The organism is Imperialibacter sp. (assembly GCF_040222385.1).
GTDB lineage: Bacteria > Bacteroidota > Bacteroidia > Cytophagales > Cyclobacteriaceae > Imperialibacter.
Map to the genome: position 1 here is coordinate 56,025 of NZ_JAVKDF010000067.1, position 16,336 is coordinate 72,360.

The 16,336-nt window shown below is 44.6% G+C and carries 15 protein-coding genes; 2 read left to right on the forward strand and 13 right to left on the reverse strand.

Annotated features, from left to right (window positions below):
- Nucleotides 1–7 precede the first annotated feature (7 nt).
- From nqrE to RIG68_RS28750, 9 genes are all read right to left on the reverse strand, one after another.
- Complete coding sequence (gene nqrE / locus RIG68_RS28710) at nt 8–619, reverse strand: NADH:ubiquinone reductase (Na(+)-transporting) subunit E (protein WP_350130471.1); 612 nt, start codon at nt 617–619, stop codon at nt 8–10.
- A gap of 4 nt (nt 620–623) precedes the next feature.
- Nucleotides 624–1,286, reverse strand: coding sequence for an NADH:ubiquinone reductase (Na(+)-transporting) subunit D (locus tag RIG68_RS28715; protein WP_152000432.1), 663 nt, complete (start codon nt 1,284–1,286; stop codon nt 624–626).
- Nucleotides 1,287–1,322: 36 nt separating this feature from the next.
- Nucleotides 1,323–2,042, reverse strand: a complete 720-nt coding sequence (gene nqrC, locus RIG68_RS28720; protein ID WP_350091479.1) for an NADH:ubiquinone reductase (Na(+)-transporting) subunit C — start codon at nt 2,040–2,042, stop codon at nt 1,323–1,325.
- Nucleotides 2,043–2,070: 28 nt separating this feature from the next.
- The gene (locus RIG68_RS28725) at nt 2,071–3,267 is read right to left on the reverse strand and encodes an NADH:ubiquinone reductase (Na(+)-transporting) subunit B (RefSeq protein WP_350130473.1); all 1,197 of its coding nucleotides are present in this window, start codon (nt 3,265–3,267) and stop codon (nt 2,071–2,073) included.
- An 8-nt stretch (nt 3,268–3,275) separates the two neighbouring features.
- The gene (locus RIG68_RS28730) at nt 3,276–4,634 is read right to left on the reverse strand and encodes a Na(+)-translocating NADH-quinone reductase subunit A (protein ID WP_350130475.1); all 1,359 of its coding nucleotides are present in this window, start codon (nt 4,632–4,634) and stop codon (nt 3,276–3,278) included.
- A 136-nt stretch (nt 4,635–4,770) separates the two neighbouring features.
- Nucleotides 4,771–5,670, reverse strand: a complete 900-nt coding sequence (locus RIG68_RS28735) for a 4-hydroxy-3-methylbut-2-enyl diphosphate reductase (RefSeq protein ID WP_350130507.1) — start codon at nt 5,668–5,670, stop codon at nt 4,771–4,773.
- Between the two features lie 59 nt (nt 5,671–5,729).
- A complete protein-coding gene (gene cmk, locus RIG68_RS28740; protein ID WP_350130477.1) occupies nt 5,730–6,431 on the reverse strand; it encodes a (d)CMP kinase in 702 nt (233 codons plus the stop codon).
- A gap of 275 nt (nt 6,432–6,706) precedes the next feature.
- Nucleotides 6,707–7,195: a hypothetical protein gene (locus RIG68_RS28745; protein WP_350130479.1), complete on the reverse strand. Its 489-nt coding sequence runs from the start codon at nt 7,193–7,195 to the stop codon at nt 6,707–6,709.
- A gap of 100 nt (nt 7,196–7,295) precedes the next feature.
- Complete coding sequence (locus tag RIG68_RS28750; protein ID WP_350130481.1) at nt 7,296–7,625, reverse strand: hypothetical protein; 330 nt, start codon at nt 7,623–7,625, stop codon at nt 7,296–7,298.
- A gap of 318 nt (nt 7,626–7,943) precedes the next feature.
- On the opposite strand from RIG68_RS28750, the gene RIG68_RS28755 reads away from it, so the two are divergent.
- On the forward strand, nt 7,944–8,498 hold the full coding sequence (locus RIG68_RS28755; RefSeq protein ID WP_350130482.1) for a DUF4287 domain-containing protein: 555 nt from the start codon (nt 7,944–7,946) through the stop codon (nt 8,496–8,498).
- A gap of 12 nt (nt 8,499–8,510) precedes the next feature.
- On the opposite strand, the gene RIG68_RS28760 is transcribed toward RIG68_RS28755, so the two are convergent.
- The 4 genes from RIG68_RS28760 to porX all read right to left on the reverse strand — a co-directional run bounded on the left by RIG68_RS28760 (nt 8,511) and on the right by porX (nt 15,030).
- Nucleotides 8,511–11,642 carry a gliding motility-associated C-terminal domain-containing protein gene (locus tag RIG68_RS28760; protein WP_350130484.1) on the reverse strand — a complete coding sequence of 1,044 codons (3,132 nt, stop codon included), beginning with the start codon at nt 11,640–11,642 and terminating at the stop codon, nt 8,511–8,513.
- Between the two features lie 179 nt (nt 11,643–11,821).
- The gene (locus RIG68_RS28765) at nt 11,822–13,048 is read right to left on the reverse strand and encodes an alanine dehydrogenase (RefSeq protein WP_151998712.1); all 1,227 of its coding nucleotides are present in this window, start codon (nt 13,046–13,048) and stop codon (nt 11,822–11,824) included.
- The gene (gene tsaE / locus RIG68_RS28770) at nt 13,041–13,469 is read right to left on the reverse strand and encodes a tRNA (adenosine(37)-N6)-threonylcarbamoyltransferase complex ATPase subunit type 1 TsaE (RefSeq protein ID WP_350130486.1); all 429 of its coding nucleotides are present in this window, start codon (nt 13,467–13,469) and stop codon (nt 13,041–13,043) included. Before tsaE ends, RIG68_RS28765 begins: the two co-directional genes overlap by 8 nt.
- 1 nt (nt 13,470) lies before the next feature.
- Nucleotides 13,471–15,030, reverse strand: a complete 1,560-nt coding sequence (gene porX, locus RIG68_RS28775; RefSeq protein WP_350072336.1) for a T9SS response regulator signal transducer PorX — start codon at nt 15,028–15,030, stop codon at nt 13,471–13,473.
- Between the two features lie 60 nt (nt 15,031–15,090).
- On the opposite strand from porX, the gene RIG68_RS28780 reads away from it, so the two are divergent.
- Nucleotides 15,091–16,320 carry an HD domain-containing protein gene (locus tag RIG68_RS28780; protein WP_350130488.1) on the forward strand — a complete coding sequence of 410 codons (1,230 nt, stop codon included), beginning with the start codon at nt 15,091–15,093 and terminating at the stop codon, nt 16,318–16,320.
- Nucleotides 16,321–16,336 lie beyond the last annotated feature (16 nt).

Below are 16,336 nucleotides of genomic sequence, written 5' to 3' on the forward strand. Positions count from 1 at the left end.
GCTGCAATCAAATAGCAATTCCAATAAATGACTTAAATGCGATGCCCATCAATCCGGTGATAAGCATAGTAAGACCAAGACCTTTAAGTCCATCTGGCACATGGGAATATTTCAGCTTTTCCCTAACTGCAGCTAGTGCCACGATGGCCAGCATCCAACCCACCCCTGAACCAAGACCGTAAGCTGTTGCCTCCACGATGGTGTAGTCTCTCTGAATCATGAAAAGAGAAGCACCTAGTATTGCGCAGTTTACAGCAATCAAAGGAAGGAAAATACCCAAAGAGCCATAAAGCGCAGGAGAAGCTTTTTCAATGATCATTTCCACCAACTGCACAATAGCAGCGATGATAGCAATAAACATGATAAAGGTAAGGAAGCTAAGGTCTATCGTTTCAAAACTAGCCCCAAGCCAGCTAAGTGCACCTTCATTCAGTATAAAAGTTTGCATCACCCAGTTGATCGGCACGGTAATACCCAAAACGAAAATTACTGCAGCACCCAAACCAATTGCCGTACTCACTTTCTTGGAAACGGCAAGGAATGAACACATGCCAAGAAAATAGGCAAATATCATGTTGTCGATAAATGCGCTCTTAATGAATATATTTAATGCATCCATGTTCTTAGTGTTCTACGTAACCGTTTTTAGTTCTTTGTACCCAAATGATCAACCCAAGTATCATAAATGCTCCGATTGGGTCAACCATCAATCCGTTGGTCGGAAAGTCCAGTCCCATGGCGGCAAATACTTTGAAGTCAAATATAGAAGCCGATCCAAAAAGCTCTCTAAAGAAAGCCACGGCAAGGATAATCCATGAATAACCCAAGCCACTGCCCAAACCGTCAAGCATTGAATCATAAGGCTTGTTAGCCAGGGCAAACGCCTCAAGACGGCCCATCACAATACAATTAGTGATGATCAGGCCGACGTAAGCTCCCAACACCTTGTACATATCGAAAGCATAGGCCTTTAGCACCTCACTTACCAATGTAACAAGCGTTGCCACTACTGCTAGCTGCACGATGATTCGCACCCTGTTGGGGATAAGGGTACGCATGAGCGAAATAAGAAGGTTAGAAAATACAATTACAAGCGTAACGGCAATCGCCATCACAAGAGTAGGCTGCATTTTCACCGTCACTGCCAATGCCGAGCAAATACCCAACACCTGAACAGTAACCGGATTATCGTCGTTCAGAGGATCAGTAACAAACTTCTTCCGCCTCTTTGAAAATAAAGGTTCCGCTTCTTTAACTACTGGTTTTTCTAGCGTTTCAGTGCTCATCGCAAACTGATTTTAGTGTTTATTAATCTCTTCTAATCAAAAAGCCATTGCAGATTGCCCGCTAGCTGACTTTTGCTTTTTAATAAATGCAGTGTAAGACGAAAGGTAATTTTCGAGCATCGCATTCACTCCTTTTCCTGTTAGTGTTGCACCCGACATTCCATCTACATGGTGGGCATCCTGTGGCTTGCCACTTTCTCCCTTCACCATAGTAACAGACACCAAATCGCCATTTTCAAATATTTCCTTTCCAACGTAGCGTCCCTGAATCTCCGGGGTTGTGATTCTGGCGCCAAGCCCTGGTGTTTCCGACTTATGATCAAATGCTACTCCTTTGATAGTGTTAAGGTCACCATCAAGTGCCATGTAGCCTGAAATCCAGTCCCAAAGGCCACTACCAAACATAGGGAATACGTAAGCAATCACTTTCGATGAGTCATTTTCGTCAAGAAACATAAAGACAGGATAGTTTTTCACTTCCTTGTCTACTTTATGGTTCTTCTGAATATCGATTTTTTCAGCAATCAAAGGATTACCCTTAGCGTCCTTCTCAACAGGGTTACCGTTGATGTCTACAACCACCGATTTAAATCGCTTGTCATACAGTGCCAACACTTCCTCCCCGGTTTCGAGATTGGAAATATCCATCACTGCACCCAGAATTTTCTTCTTGGTATCAAGCTCAATCTGCTTGGTTTGGGCTGGCTTAAGACCAACCGAGGCAAGTGATAAAGCCCCACCGAGTATGATGGTCATCACTCCCGAAAATAAAAGAACATAAGCGTTAGACTGTCGCACGTTGTAGCCTCCGTTTTTTGTTTGCTTGTACTACGTAATAATCGATAAGTGGCGCAAATACGTTCATAAGAAGTATCGCCAACATGATTCCTTCAGGATATGCCGGGTTAAACACACGGATCAACACCGTTAACAATCCAATCAGAAATCCATAAATCCATTTGCCAGTTTCAGTTTGAGAAGCTGTAACAGGGTCAGTGGCCATAAATACAGCACCGAAAGCCAACCCTCCAACTACCCAGTGGTACTGCGCCGGCATCAACATAAACTCATTAAGGCCAACGAGGTTGAATATGAGCCCCATTGTGTAAGCCCCGGCAAAAACCGCCACAATTATCTTCCAGCTACCAACTCCGGTTAAAACCAAAATGGCCGCCCCAATCAGGCACATCAAAGTAGACGTTTCACCTATTGAGCCTGGCATGATACCCAGGAACATATTCCAGAAATCATAAATACCCGCCGACCATGAATCGTTGAGCAAATCCACCACCGGGGTAGCACCCGGGTTGCCCACGGTGCTGGCAGCAATTGCCAAAGGTGTGGCACCTGAGTAGGCTGCTACTGGCGCAGCATCACCAAGATATGTCCAAACTTCGCCGCTGATGGCAGTGGGATAGGCGAAATAAAGAAACGCTCTGGCTACCAGGGCTACGTTAAGAATATTCATCCCGGTGCCTCCAAAAGCTTCTTTTCCGATAACTACCGCAAAGACAGTAGCCAGTGCCACCTGCCATAAAGGAATAGTCGCAGGCATGACAAGTGGAATTAGTAAGCCAGACACAAGGAACCCTTCACTTACAGGGTGCTGCCTGATCACACAGAAAATAAATTCAACACCAAGGCCCACTGCATAAGAAACAATGATGATAGGAACTACTTTCAAAGCACCGATCAATATCTTGTCTATTAGTTCAGCCTCCACTCCAGTTGCCAGAAAATGCTGATGACCAACGTTCCACATGCCAAACAGCAAGCACGGAATCATAGCGATGATAACGGTAAACATCATTCGCTTCAGGTCGACAGCATCTTTTACCTGAGAACCTTTTTTTCCCGTAGTAAGGTCTGGAGCAAACACAATAGTTCTGTGGCCTTCATAAAGCGTATGATACTTTTCATACTTCCCACCCTTCTCTACAAAAGGCTTTAGTTTATCGAAGAAATCTTGTAAGAACTTCATAAATACGATTAGCTATATTGAATTAAGTCAAGTCCTTGTCTGAGTATTTTCTGGATATCATTTTTCGAAACATCGACGAATTCGCAAAGTGCCAAATCTTCTTCGATAACCTCGTAAATACCCAAAGCTTCCATGTCATCATAGTCCTCAGCCAAAATAGCTTTCATAAGGTATGTGACATATATATCCATCGGCAACACCTTTTCAAGATTGCCAGATTGAACGAATGAGCGTTGCTCACCGTGCGTATTCGTATCTAATACAAACTCTCTTTTTGTATTGGCAAACAGACCGAATGCTCTTTGAAAGCTCAGCTTATTGAAAGTTGGCAGTATCCAACCCAAAAATTCCTCCTTATCTCCTTCCGGGATAACTGTTACCTGATTAGCGTAATAACCCAGAAAACCATCTTTACCAACAGCCTCGCCTGAAAGCACATTCCCTGAAATCACCCTAACGTGATCCGATTTAAGGTTACCTTCTAAGAACCTGCCTACATTGGCTCCAGAGTAAGTGTTGTAATACTGCGGGTTGCTTATCTCAGACCCACAAACTGTTATTACTTTAGAAGCATCGTATATCCCTTCCAGAAACAGCTTCCCTATTTGAATCACACCATAAGGTGAAACAGTCCAAACTATATCTCCTTTATTAATCGGATCAAGGTGGTGAATTTGGATACCCACGTTACCGGCAGGATTCGGCCCTGAAAACTTATTTACTTCTGCCCCTTTCACATGAGCGAACATGGGAAGCACCTCAGCATCGGCATTAATATTAACATGCACCATGCCTAAAGTGAATTTCTTAAGAACGTCTATCCCCGCCTGAAAGAATTGATCTTGTCCTTTGAACAGGATACCATAGTCAGGAGACAAGGGGTTGGTATCAAACGCTGAAATAAATATGGCTTTGGGAGTAACGGTCGGGTCGGCTATGATGCCGAAAGGGCGCTGAACAATATTTGGCCAAACACCACTTTTAGTCAAAAGCTCTGTCGCTTTCTCCTTTGTGAGAGAGCTCATTTCGGACACCGTGAACTTGGTAAACTGTTCGTGTGTTATTTTCTTGTCTGCAAGAATCTTGATTTCAAGAAGCTTTCTCTTCTCACCCCTCTTTATTTCTACAACCTCTCCGCTAACGGGCGAAGTGTACATTACATTTTCCTGGAGTCTGTCGAAAAACAGGGGTGTGCCAGCCTTCACACTGGTTCCTTCTTCGACCAGTAGTTTGGGGCGAGTAATTCTCTGAAAGTCGGTTGGTTTGACTGCGAAAGTCTCAGGTTGTTGAATTTCACCAATTTTTTCCTCGGCCTTGCCTGCGAGATTGATATTAAACCCTTTTTTGAGCTTTACGAATTTAGACATTTTCAATAGGTAAAATAGACCGAAATCCTTTAAAACGTGGCAAAATTAATAAAATTTAACTCAACTAAAAGGTAAGTGAAATTATTCGTTCGAAGGTTTTTTACCACCCTCATTTTCACTTACATAAACAGCACATTTAAGCAATTGTTGGTTCACTAGGACTTTTTTCCTTGATGAATTCTGCTACCCGCTCCATTAACCACATGGGAGTGGACGTAGCCCCACAAATACCTATATTTTCAGCATCGACAAGCCAGTTCAAGTCCAGCTCCTCTTCGCTCTCAATGAAATAACTTCTTGGATTGATAGAAAGGCATACTTCATACAATGCCCGTCCATTTGAACTCTTTTTTCCGGCAACAAACAGCACCACATCCTGATCCTCCGAAAACTTCCTCATTTGAGGCTCTCTGTTAGACACCTGACGGCAAATGCTATCGTTGGCATCGAAGTCCTGAATCCGCAACTCACCCTTGTTTTCACGAATGCGCTCTTCTATGAGCGCTTTGATATGATAGAAGCCTTTTGTAGACTTGGTAGTTTGGCTAAAGAGGGTGATTGGCCTCGAATAGTCGAGCTTATCCAGGTCCTCGTCTGTCATAACAATGACGGCCTCCTCCTTTGTTTGTCCGGCAAGCCCTATTACTTCGGCATGACCTTCTTTGCCATAAATGACAATCTGGCCCTCTACCTTTTTCATACTGTCGTAGGCGTGTTTCACTCTGTTCTGGAGTTTAAGCACAACGGGACAAGAGGCATCAATCAGTTCTATATTGTTTTCAAGAGCCAATTGATAAGTTTCTGGCGGCTCGCCATGTGCTCTTATTAGTACCCTTGTATTGCGGAGGTTTTTTAGGTCGTCCCGACTGATAATCCGGAGCCCTTTCTGGTAAAGCCGCCTGACTTCCATGTCGTTGTGAACGATGTCGCCCAGGCAATATAACTGGCCATTGTCTTCCATTTCATCCTCTGCCATTTTAATGGCAAATTCAACTCCGAAACAATACCCAGAATTTTTGTCGATAGTAATGTTCATAACGCTTTTTCCTGCCCTACTTGCTTCGTTGATCGATTTCAAAATTTTGAAACAAGCTTTTAGTTCTTGTTTCGATCAACTCCGGAAATTAATTTGCTCGTGGCCAGGTTGGTAATGAGCTCTATTTGTTCCTCAAAGGTAATATGTGTGGTGTCAATTTCAATAGCATTTGCTGCCTTCTTTAAGGGACTCTCTTTTCTGGAGGTGTCTATTTCGTCTCGGGATCGCAGGTTTTCAATCACTTCTTCCAACTCCACAAGCTGGCCTTTGCCCAATAACTCCTTCTGACGCCTCTCAGCACGCACATACAAGTCGGCTGTCATAAATATTTTAAGGTCTGCATCAGGAAATACCACCGTACCAATATCCCTGCCATCCATCACCACTCCTTTGGACTTGCCCATTTTTCGCTGCTGAGCAACCAAAGCCTGCCTCACCTCTTTAATGGCACTTACATCACTTACCCTTTGTGATACCTCCATGCCCCTAATTTCTTTTTCCACATTCAACCCATTCAAATACACTTCATTCACCTTCTTGCCAGCATTGTAATGAAATGTTATATCAATTTGTTCGAGTGCCTTTGACACAGCTTTGGGGTCGGTAAGCGAAACATGGTTGTCAATAAAATACAAAGTAACCGATCTGTACATGGCGCCTGTGTCTATGTAGATGTAGCCCAAGAGACCTGCTACAGCTCGTGCTGTTGTGCTTTTTCCGCAACCTGAGTAACCATCGATAGCTATAACTATTTTTTGCATCAAATTCTAGTGTTGAACATTAGCAGTCCTTGAGCGGGCAAGGTATGGGTTTTCCTTTTTTAATTGTGCGGGCTTTCTGCGTTTTAAACTGGGAAGCCCTGCAACCTTCCAAAAGAACTGCTGATGCAAAAATCAATAATATAGCCGCAAGTCCTGGTACTGAGCGGGGGAAATTTTTCATGACTTAAAGGTAATCATAGATGAGCTAACGATGAAAACCTAGCTAGAAATACACCCTTTCGAAAATTCCGAAAGGGTGTACGTTAACCTATCACTCAATTGACTTGCACTTGCTTGTCGAGACCTTGCTCCACTCTTTTGGCCCACCCTTTGGCTATTTCATAGTAGTGAAAGGCCTCATCTATCCCGTCCCTATGGCTATCATAAAGAGGGAGGTGAATATCTTCTTCACCTTTGTGGAACTTGTGTTTAAACACCAGGCCTATCTTCTCTATGTGGGCGTGCCCCGACGTAATAATCACTTCCTTTTCCATCCGGCAGCTTAGTATGCGACTGAGGTCAATCACCAGCGACTGCACTTTGGAGCTGGCATACCTGCTGAAAAGGAGTTTTTTATGCAGCGTATCCATCACCAGAAACTTCCCGGGCAGGTCCTCGAAATCGGTAATATCTAACTCGTTTTCCTGGCTTATCTTTTTTAAATAATCAGGTGGAGTTTTTTTTGAATTAAGTTTTTTCTTGATGTAAAAAAGTACGATTGGGAGTAAAATGGTCAAAGCGACCAATATTTCTATTGTCTTCATTGCAATAACTTTTTGAGAATGATTAGATGTAAAAAACTATCTCCCTGGCACCAATAGCGCAGGGCAGGATCAAACCGAAGGCCGGTGTCAAAAAGTTACTTTAGAAAAACTGATGGTAGAGCGAAAATACCTTTAAGGCATTTGAAGAAGGGAGATTTCTTTGCTCTTCGAGCGACGCCGATTCGTTGAGATTAACAAAGCACCTGCCGAGGCCAACTGCCTGTGTCGGATGATTTTTGGATCTGATATCATCTTCAACTTCTTCTCCAGCAAGTGCACTTTGCAGATCGAAAGAGTGGAGAATATGGCTTTTAAGATGTGTGGCATTGTCGGCTTTGGGGCCTCGGTGCTGAGGCAACGACATGCAACTGGCAGACAGTAGCCCCCAGAAACAAAGTGTAACAACAAATAGCGTCCTTGTCAACTTCATCGTCGAATTGTATACTCTAACGAAGATCAATGGCATTGTGTTATTAATACCAAAGAATATTTCGTCAAGCCCAAGATATCTAATTTAATACGATTCAAACAGAGTAACGCTGGATAATTACAAGAACCACCTAAAGGATTGACAAACGGCTATCTTGTATGGCTTAAGGTCAGCCCGGTTACCTGCTGTTATTGACTTTGGATACGCCCAGCTACCAAATATTAGGTTTGAGGCGGCATTTTTACAGCTTTGGTTGTGGAGTCTATCATGTTTTATTTAGCGTTCTTATATTGGAAGTGTATCAAACCCGAAATATCAATGGATCAGGCAGCGCAAACTATGATTGACAACCTGGAGAAAAACTCCGGAAAGTCGCTGGATGAATGGGTAGCAATAGTTAAAAGCACCGGCCTTTCGAAACATGGTGAAATAATAAAACTTTTGAAGGAAACGCACGGCCTCACACACGGCTACGCCAATTTGGTGGCTCACAAGGCGAAGGGATCCGATGCAGGCTCGGCAGCCAACCTCGCCGACCTGATTACAGAACAATATAAAGGCAAAGAGGCTTTAAAGCCCATTTACGATCAGCTGATAGCCGAAATAAAGAAATTTGGCACCGATGTGGAAGTAGCGCCGAAAAAGGCCTACGTGAGCCTGCGGCGCAGAAAGCAGTTTGCCATGCTGACCCCGGCTACAAAAGCCCGCTTCGAAATTGGGATCAACTTAAAAGGAGTCGAATCAAGTAGCGTTTTGGAGAAAATCACGGCGGCGAATTCAATGTGTTCGCACAGAATCAAGCTTGAGTCTATTGGCGAAATCTCGGCTGAAACCATAGGATGGTTGAAAGAAGCATACGAGCAAGCTGGCTGAAGAACACCTGCGCTATCGCATAATGCTGACATCACCATTAACCCTTTCCAAAGCGACTCTTGGTTCATTCAGTTCGAGCACATAGTAGTAAACACCAGTTGGCAGAGGTTGTCCGTTTCGGGTGCCATCCCAATCGTTTTTATAGCCAACCTTGCTGAAAACTTCCTGACCGGATCGATCCACAACAGTCAACAAGCTTTGTGTATAAAGTTCCACACCCTCTATGATAAAGCATTCGTTAAGCCCGTCGTTATTGGGCGTAAAAACATTGTAGGCAAATACTTTTGGCTCAAAGTTGATACAAGCCTCGTTGGAAAGTGACCATTGGTTATTGCCGTCTTGTTCAAACGCCTTCACCCTGAAGCAGTAGGTGAAACCATCTTCCTCATAAGAAAAATCAAAGCCATTCCCTGTGACAGTCTGCTGTAGTTCAAACTCACCATCATCAACCTGCCTCCAAACCTCATAGCGCTTTACGCCATGCTGCCACCCGGCATAGTCGTTCCACATAATAGAACCACTGGCATGATCGTCACTAACGCTGCCAGTCAGCAAAATGCTTTCATGTACACTGGTGGCAATACTCTCCTCGCAATTGGTGTTGGTCTCCAGCCTGTAGGCATAGCTATTGTTCTTTGTCTCCAACAGGCTCCGGTCGAGATATTCGGATTCGCCGTCGGTCAAAGTTGCCAGTAGCCTCCAGGCTGAAGCGACAGGCGAGTTAGTTCTGCGGTAAAGAAATTGTGGTTTGTCATATCCTTCAACCGCCGCCAATCCAGTCCAGTCTACTTGAATAGTATTGTCCACCTCTTCACTATGTGTAACCCTGAGGAGCTCAAGCGGTGGGGCCAGCACTGTGATCTGTTTCGAAACCTGGGTTTCTGTATCGCAGAGAATAGTTGAGTCGTAAGCAAGAGCTGTGACATCATACACTCCCTGGCAGGTATAAGTGTGCGTTACCTTATCATTAACTGGTATGCTATCAAGGGTTGTTCCGTCGCCAAAATCCCAATTGACTAATGTGAAAAGAGGATCGGCATGCAGCTGAAACACTGTTTCTTGTAAAATATAAGGTCTTTCGGGTGTCCGGTCAATGATTGCTTCGCCGGAAGGCTCACGTTGAAGATAAACTTGCAGTGAATCTGAAAAACCGGCGCACAGCGTGTCAGTAGAAGTCAGTTGTTCGAACCAGACCCACCCGTAGCCCGGCTCAAGCCAGTCGATATTTACCTGGTGTTTGCCTTGCCCACTCGCTACACTGCCATTCGACACCTGCCAATTGTAGGTGGAACCTTCGGTAAAGTAAGTGCCGTAAGGAATGGCCTTTGCACTGCTCACACAGAGGCTGTCGGGCCCAAAGGGGGCCTCCGGCTCGAGTTGAATGTTTATTTTGACGGGGAAAATACTTTGGGCACCCGCACAGCCAAACCTATTTGTTGCTACAACGCCTACAAAAGCAATATTGGATGTTTGCCCCCAATTTACAGATATGCTATCTCCGTTGAATGAGTTCACAGTGCCGCCTTCAACCCTCCAGGAGAGGTCATAGCCCCCACCATTCTCCACCTTATAAACAACATTGTGTGTATTTGGGCACACAGACCTCGGCCCCAGCACCTCTACACTCGGATAGAGAGCGCTGACCAATTTGATGCTCGTCTCTTGATTTCCATTGCCACATTCGCCCAGACCTGCGGACGCAACAAGCCGAATCAGGTACTCTCCGGGTTCTGCGTATGCGTGCGCTACCGCCTGTTTGCTGTCACTGATCAAGGTGGAGTCGTCGCCGAAATCCCAAACGTAGTGATCAAACTCAAACTCGCTGACGGGTTCGAAATAAATCGAGGTAGCGGGACACAGACTATCTTTAGCCAATAGCTGACCAGTAGTGCTTATAATGTTAAAATCTACCTTTAGGTTGCCCAAAGCTGCTCCGGTTGGATATCCAAACGATTCGTTATTACCGTAGCCATACACATAAGCAATGAACCCATCACCGCCAGATCGTATAGTGTGATTGCCACCGGATGACTGCAGGGTAGCAAATGAGTAGCCTGGACTTTGAGGTACTTCTGCAAACCTGCTGCTGATATCGTTATTATCGAATGTGAGGCTCGCCGTGCTGGATGAAGGTGAAATGATCGTGACTTCGTATTTCGAAATAGTGGCTATTGACGGAGCATTAAAGGTGATTTTCTTCATGAGTTGTTCATTCGGACTAATCATCACCACAAATGGATCTCCCGTTGTTCCATCGCAACCCTGGCTCAGGCTGAACTGAGCCACGGAAACAGGTTTATCGGACTTAACTGAGGTCACCTCTCGTTGAATGAAACTTTTGAACTCTCCCCGAGCCAGCTCATAGGCTACGTTATTAACGGTAACATTTGTGCCTTCTTCTGCAGCCAGTACTTTCACCAAGTCGCCGCCCAAACGAGAAGCAAACGGAACGGTGATGTATTCTTTTCCCCAGGTATCAACCGGATACATCTGGGCAAATAAGTGATCGTGCCCATCGGGATGCTCGCATTGGCCTACTTTGGTATATCGATTACCGCCAAAAACTGCAAAGTTGCTACAGGTACCTTCCACCGTGTTCACTGACCGGATGTGGGTGCCCGTAAGGTCGCTTCCGGCCTGCAACTGATACACTTGACCCTGATTCAACGTAACAAGAAAAGGAGTTCCGGCAGGGTGCGCTCCAATGGCATTCACGCTTGGCGTAATTTCTATTTCTGTGCCATCGCTAACTGCAACGATGAGCAGTTCCGAGTCTGAGTGAGAATTATTGTCTCTGTTGCCACTTTCCCAGTGGGACATGGCAAAATAGTCGCTACCCAATGAGTAAACAGGCAAAATAAGTGCCATATCTGCGCTGTACTGCCTTTTGTTCATGGCATATACGCTTACGTTCTTCTCGGTGGTGATATGAATGCCTTTGTTTTGGACTAAGCCAGACCCAAAGGCCATGGCAACATTTGCCGGGACGCTTAGAGAAGTGGTGACGCCAGGAATCACAGTAAATTGCAGAGGCTGCCAGCCGCTAACCAGAGGCATGTCTACTATGCCGGATGTAGTATCATCGGCGCTGATGTACAATTCGAGGCGAATGGGGTTATTTGGATCCTGAAGCCAATTATCCATATAACCAAGCCAAAATTCTTTACCCTCGGTGGACAATGCTTGAGCGAAAAGGTGCCTGTGATTCAGAAGGCCCGACAAGAGAAGCAAACAGATGATTATCCTTGCTCTATTCATTTTTTAAAACGCCCACTTTACGATATAATAAGGTGAGGTATATGATAGCTTACAAATAGAACAAGTTAGAATCTTGCCGCCATTAATAAATTTAAATCTTTGTACTTAAGATTGAACTTGCGGGCAAGATGAGGGTTGGTGAGGCTTCCCTTGAAGGTATATACGCCTTTCATGAACCACTTGTGAGTAAATATCATGTCGCCAACGCCCCCCACTTCGGCTATTTGCATTAGCACTGGAGTGAATATATTGCTAAGCGCTGTAGAGGCGGTTCTCGCCACTCTTGAAGCGATATTGGGCACGCAGTAGTGAATAACCCCGTGTTTTCTAAAAACCGGATCGTTGTGAGTTGTCAATTCTGCTGTTTCTATGCAGCCCCCCTGATCGATGGTAACATCAATGATGATAGAATCTTGTTTCATCTCCATCACCATTTCTTCAGTCACCACGCATTTGTTCCTCCCCTTCTCGACTCTCATGGCCCCAATGACCACATCGGCATTTTTCAGGGCTGTCAGCAAAGTGGCATGATCGAGGGTAGACGTGTACACCTGCTGGCCAAGGGCATGCTTTACACGCCGTAACTTATAAATATGGTTGTCGAAAATTTGAATATCCGCTCCAAGACCGAGTGCAGCTCTTGCGGCATGCTCTGCTACCGTTCCCGACCCCAGAATAACTACCTGTGTGGGTGGCACGCCCGTAATGCCTCCGACAACTACTCCCTGCCCCCCATTCACATTGCTGAGGTACTCCGCTGCTATGAGCATGACTGTGCTGCCCGCAATTTCGCTCATGGCCCTTACCAACGGCAGTCCACCTACCTTGTCTTCAATTAACTCATAGGCCAAGGCAGTTACTTTCTTTTCGTTGAGTGCGTTGATGAAGTGAGCCGACTGACGGCCTGTTTGAATGGCGGAAAATAGTGTTTGGCCACTTTTCATGTAACTAATTTCCTCCGACATGGGCGGCTCTACTTTGAGCATAATGTCGGCTGAATAAACTTCTTTGGCAGAATAAACAATTTTTGCGCCAGCCTCGCTATAGTCTTTATCAAGGAATTTGGCAGCTTTTCCTGCGCCGGTCTCTACCCAAACCTCATGACCTCCGGCTGCTAAAACAGCTACTGAGGATGGCTTCAGCGCCACTCTATTCTCCTGAAGCGACCGCTCACGGGGGATGCCTATAAAAAGGGATTTATCGCCCTCTCTTACCTTCAGAAGTGATTCCTGCGGATACAGGGATTGTTCTTTCGCTAGTTCCTCCACTTCCTTTCGGTACTTGTCAGCCATATGTCTCGAGCAAAATCTTCCGTTGGTTTCCTGACACTAAGATAAGGGTAATTTTGAGGTATTCTTCGGGCAGCAACGAGGGAATTTTAGAAGGCCACTCGACGAAACAATAATTCCCCGAATAAAAATACTCGTCTACACCAATATCAGCCGCCTCAGACTCAGACTTGATCCGATAAAAATCAAAGTGATAAATAGTCTCCCCTTCAGTGTTTTCGTATTCATTCACGATCGAAAAAGTCGGGCTATTCACATTGTCAACCACTTTCAGTTGCTCGCAAATTTCTTTAATAAGTGTGGTTTTGCCGGTACCCAACTCGCCCTCAAAAATCCACACCTTATTTTTGCCTGCCAGTCCAATGATTTGACTGGCAATCTCCGGAAGCCGGGAAATATCCTCACAAAACAATTCTGTAGTCAACTCAGCCTCCCTTGGGTGTCAGGTAAATAATAGGAATAATCATCTCTTCGAGGGAAACTCCACCATGCTGGAAGGTGTCCTTATAAAAATTGACATAATAATTGTAGTTGTTGGGATAGGCGAAGAAATAATCCTCTACAGCAAAAACGTAAGAAGTAGAAACATTCACCTTTGGCAGGAACATCTCTTCAGGTTTTTTGGCGACAAAGACATCCTGCCCATCGTATCCAAGATTCTTGCCTTGCTTGTAGCGCAAATTGGTATTGGTGTTTTTATCGCCAACAATCTTGAAAGGCTTTTTCACCCTGACCGTACCATGGTCGGTGGTAATAATTGTCCTGCACTTCTTTTCAGAAATCTTTTTTAATGCATCCAAAAGTGGCGAGTGTTCGAACCACGATTTGGTAATAGAGCGGTAAGCTGCCTCATCAGGAGCCAGTTCTCTGATCATTTCCAGGTCAGTGCGGGCGTGCGACAGCATGTCCACAAAATTGTAGACGATGACATTGAGATCATTATTCATCAGGTTGTTGAAATTGTCCAACAAATGCTTGCCCTGATTTACATGAATTATCTTGTGATACGATGACTTAATATTCAACCTGTTGCGCTGAATTTGCCGCTTCAGAAAGTCTTCTTCATGGTTGTTTTTACCGTCATCGGTATCCTCTCCCACCCAAAGATCAGGATGATGTTTTTCCATTTCACTCGGTAGCATGCCAGAAAATATCGCATTGCGGGCATAGGCTGTGGTTGTGGGGAGAATAGAAAAATAAGTTTCCTTCTCCTTAATATTAAAGTATTGAGAAATCACAGGCTCTAAGATCTCCCACTGATCATACCTAAGGTTGTCTATCACTATAAAAAACAACGGGTCATTTTCTTTCAGCTGAGGAAATACCTTTTTCTTCATGAGCTGATGTGAAAGCATTGGTTTTTTGGACTCTGGATCGTTAAGCCAGTCCTTATAGTAGTCGGCTATGAACTTAGTGAAGTTTTTGCTCGCTTCCGCTTTTTGCATTTCGAGGACCTCAGCCATGCTTTTGTCTTCTGTATTTTCTATTTCCAACTCCCAATACACCAGCTTCTTGTACACTTCCACCCACTCCTCGTAGTCCATGTGCTCACTGAAAGCCATACTTATGTTCCGAAAGTCCTGCTGATAACTTTGGTTAGTATGCTCGCTCACCAGCCTGCGATTGTCGAGGATTTTCTTAACAGACAAAAGGATTTGATTTGGATTAAGTGGCTTGATAAGATAGTCGGCGATTTTTGCTCCTATCGCTCCCTCCATAATCTCTTCCTCTTCACTCTTGGTAATCATCACCACAGGAAGACTTGGATGCGTCGATTTGATATAACTCAACGTTTCCAGCCCCGTCATTCCTGGCATGTTTTCATCGAGGAACACAATATCAAAATCGTTATGATCGCATTGATCCAACGCATCTGCACCACTAATCACCGGTGTGACTTTGTATCCCTTGCTTTCAAGAAATAAGATGTGAGGTTTAAGCAGGTCTATTTCGTCATCGGCCCAAAGAATGGAATATTTTTGCATAGTGGCTTTACTTTAAGAAGCTGAGTGATCAATTTACACCCAAAATTCAGTACAACTAGTTTGAACAAAAAGAAAATAATAAACGATCCGGTATACGGTTTTATCACCATACAAAGCGATCTGATTTTTGATATTATCCAACACCCTTACTTTCAGCGGTTAAGAAGAATCAAACAGCTCGGGTTGAGTGACTTTGTTTACCCGGGAGCACTTCATACCAGGTTTCATCATGCGCTGGGGGCTATGCATTTAATGACCATTACCCTCGACAACCTCAGGAGCAAAGGTCACGAAATTTCTCCCGAAGAATACGAAGCTGCACTCATTGCCATTTTACTTCATGATATCGGCCACGGCCCATTTTCGCATACGCTGGAGTTTAGCTTAATGAATGGCATCGGTCATGAGCACATATCCGTTCTTCTTATCAGTAAGCTTAACGAGTATTTTGAAGGAAAGCTTACTCTTGCCTTCGAAATTTTCAAGAATAAATACCATCGCACCTTTTTTAACCAACTGGTTGCAAGTCAACTTGACATAGATCGGCTCGACTACCTGAAAAGAGATAGCTTTTTCACTGGGGTTTCCGAAGGCACTATTGGTGCTGACCGCATCATCAAGATGCTTGACATCCGGGATGGGCAGTTGGTAGTGGAAGAAAAAGGCATTTATAGTATCGAAAATTTTCTGAGTGCCCGGCGGCTCATGTACTGGCAGGTGTATCTTCACAAAACCTCAGTGGCATCAGAAAAAATGATGATTCAGCTCATAAAACGAGCCAAGTGGCTGGTGCAAAACGGCACATCTATTAAAGCGACACCAGCCTTCAGCATTTTTCTCGAAAGAAACATCGCACTAAAAGATCTTCAGGACGACCCCGATCTCCTTGATGTTTTTGCGTCACTCGACGACTACGACATTTGGGGCTCTGTGAAATTCTGGACCAGTTATGACGACAAGGTGCTGAGCATGCTCTCCACCATGCTTTTGCAGCGAAAGCTGTTCCAGATTGTGATGTCGAATGATAAAATTGAGGAGTCGGTAGCAGACGGGCTGAAGATAAAAATACAATCTCAACTGGGTGTAAGCGAGGACGAAGCCAACTACTTTATCGGCAAGGGAAGCATCAGCAACAAAGCTTATATTGCAGAAGGACAGACCATCAATATTTTAACAAAAGCCGGGCAAATTGTTGATGTTGCCACTGCGTCAGACCTCCCAAACATTAAGGCCATGAGCAAAATCGTAACTAAACACTATCTATGCTGGCCCAAAATTGTATCTTTGTAACACAGAAATTTGAGGC

Bases quoted from the DNA above. Each gene is read 5' to 3' on its own strand.
- RIG68_RS28725 (WP_350130473.1), bottom strand. From the start codon at position 3,267: ATGAAGTTCTTACAAGATTTCTTCGATAAACTAAAGCCTTTTGTAGAG.
- RIG68_RS28715 (WP_152000432.1), bottom strand. From the start codon at position 1,286: ATGAGCACTGAAACGCTAGAAAAACCAGTAGTTAAAGAAGCGGAACCT.
- RIG68_RS28730 (WP_350130475.1), bottom strand. From the start codon at position 4,634: ATGTCTAAATTCGTAAAGCTCAAAAAAGGGTTTAATATCAATCTCGCA.
- cmk (WP_350130477.1), bottom strand. From the start codon at position 6,431: ATGCAAAAAATAGTTATAGCTATCGATGGTTACTCAGGTTGCGGAAAA.
- RIG68_RS28765 (WP_151998712.1), bottom strand. From the start codon at position 13,048: ATGGCTGACAAGTACCGAAAGGAAGTGGAGGAACTAGCGAAAGAACAA.
- RIG68_RS28755 (WP_350130482.1), top strand. From the start codon at position 7,944: ATGGATCAGGCAGCGCAAACTATGATTGACAACCTGGAGAAAAACTCC.
- RIG68_RS28750 (WP_350130481.1), bottom strand. From the start codon at position 7,625: ATGAAGTTGACAAGGACGCTATTTGTTGTTACACTTTGTTTCTGGGGG.
- nqrE (WP_350130471.1), bottom strand. From the start codon at position 619: ATGGATGCATTAAATATATTCATTAAGAGCGCATTTATCGACAACATG.
- RIG68_RS28745 (WP_350130479.1), bottom strand. From the start codon at position 7,195: ATGAAGACAATAGAAATATTGGTCGCTTTGACCATTTTACTCCCAATC.
- RIG68_RS28760 (WP_350130484.1), bottom strand. From the start codon at position 11,642: ATGGATAATTGGCTTCAGGATCCAAATAACCCCATTCGCCTCGAATTG.
- RIG68_RS28735 (WP_350130507.1), bottom strand. From the start codon at position 5,670: ATGAACATTACTATCGACAAAAATTCTGGGTATTGTTTCGGAGTTGAA.
- nqrC (WP_350091479.1), bottom strand. From the start codon at position 2,042: ATGACCATCATACTCGGTGGGGCTTTATCACTTGCCTCGGTTGGTCTT.
- porX (WP_350072336.1), bottom strand. From the start codon at position 15,030: ATGCAAAAATATTCCATTCTTTGGGCCGATGACGAAATAGACCTGCTT.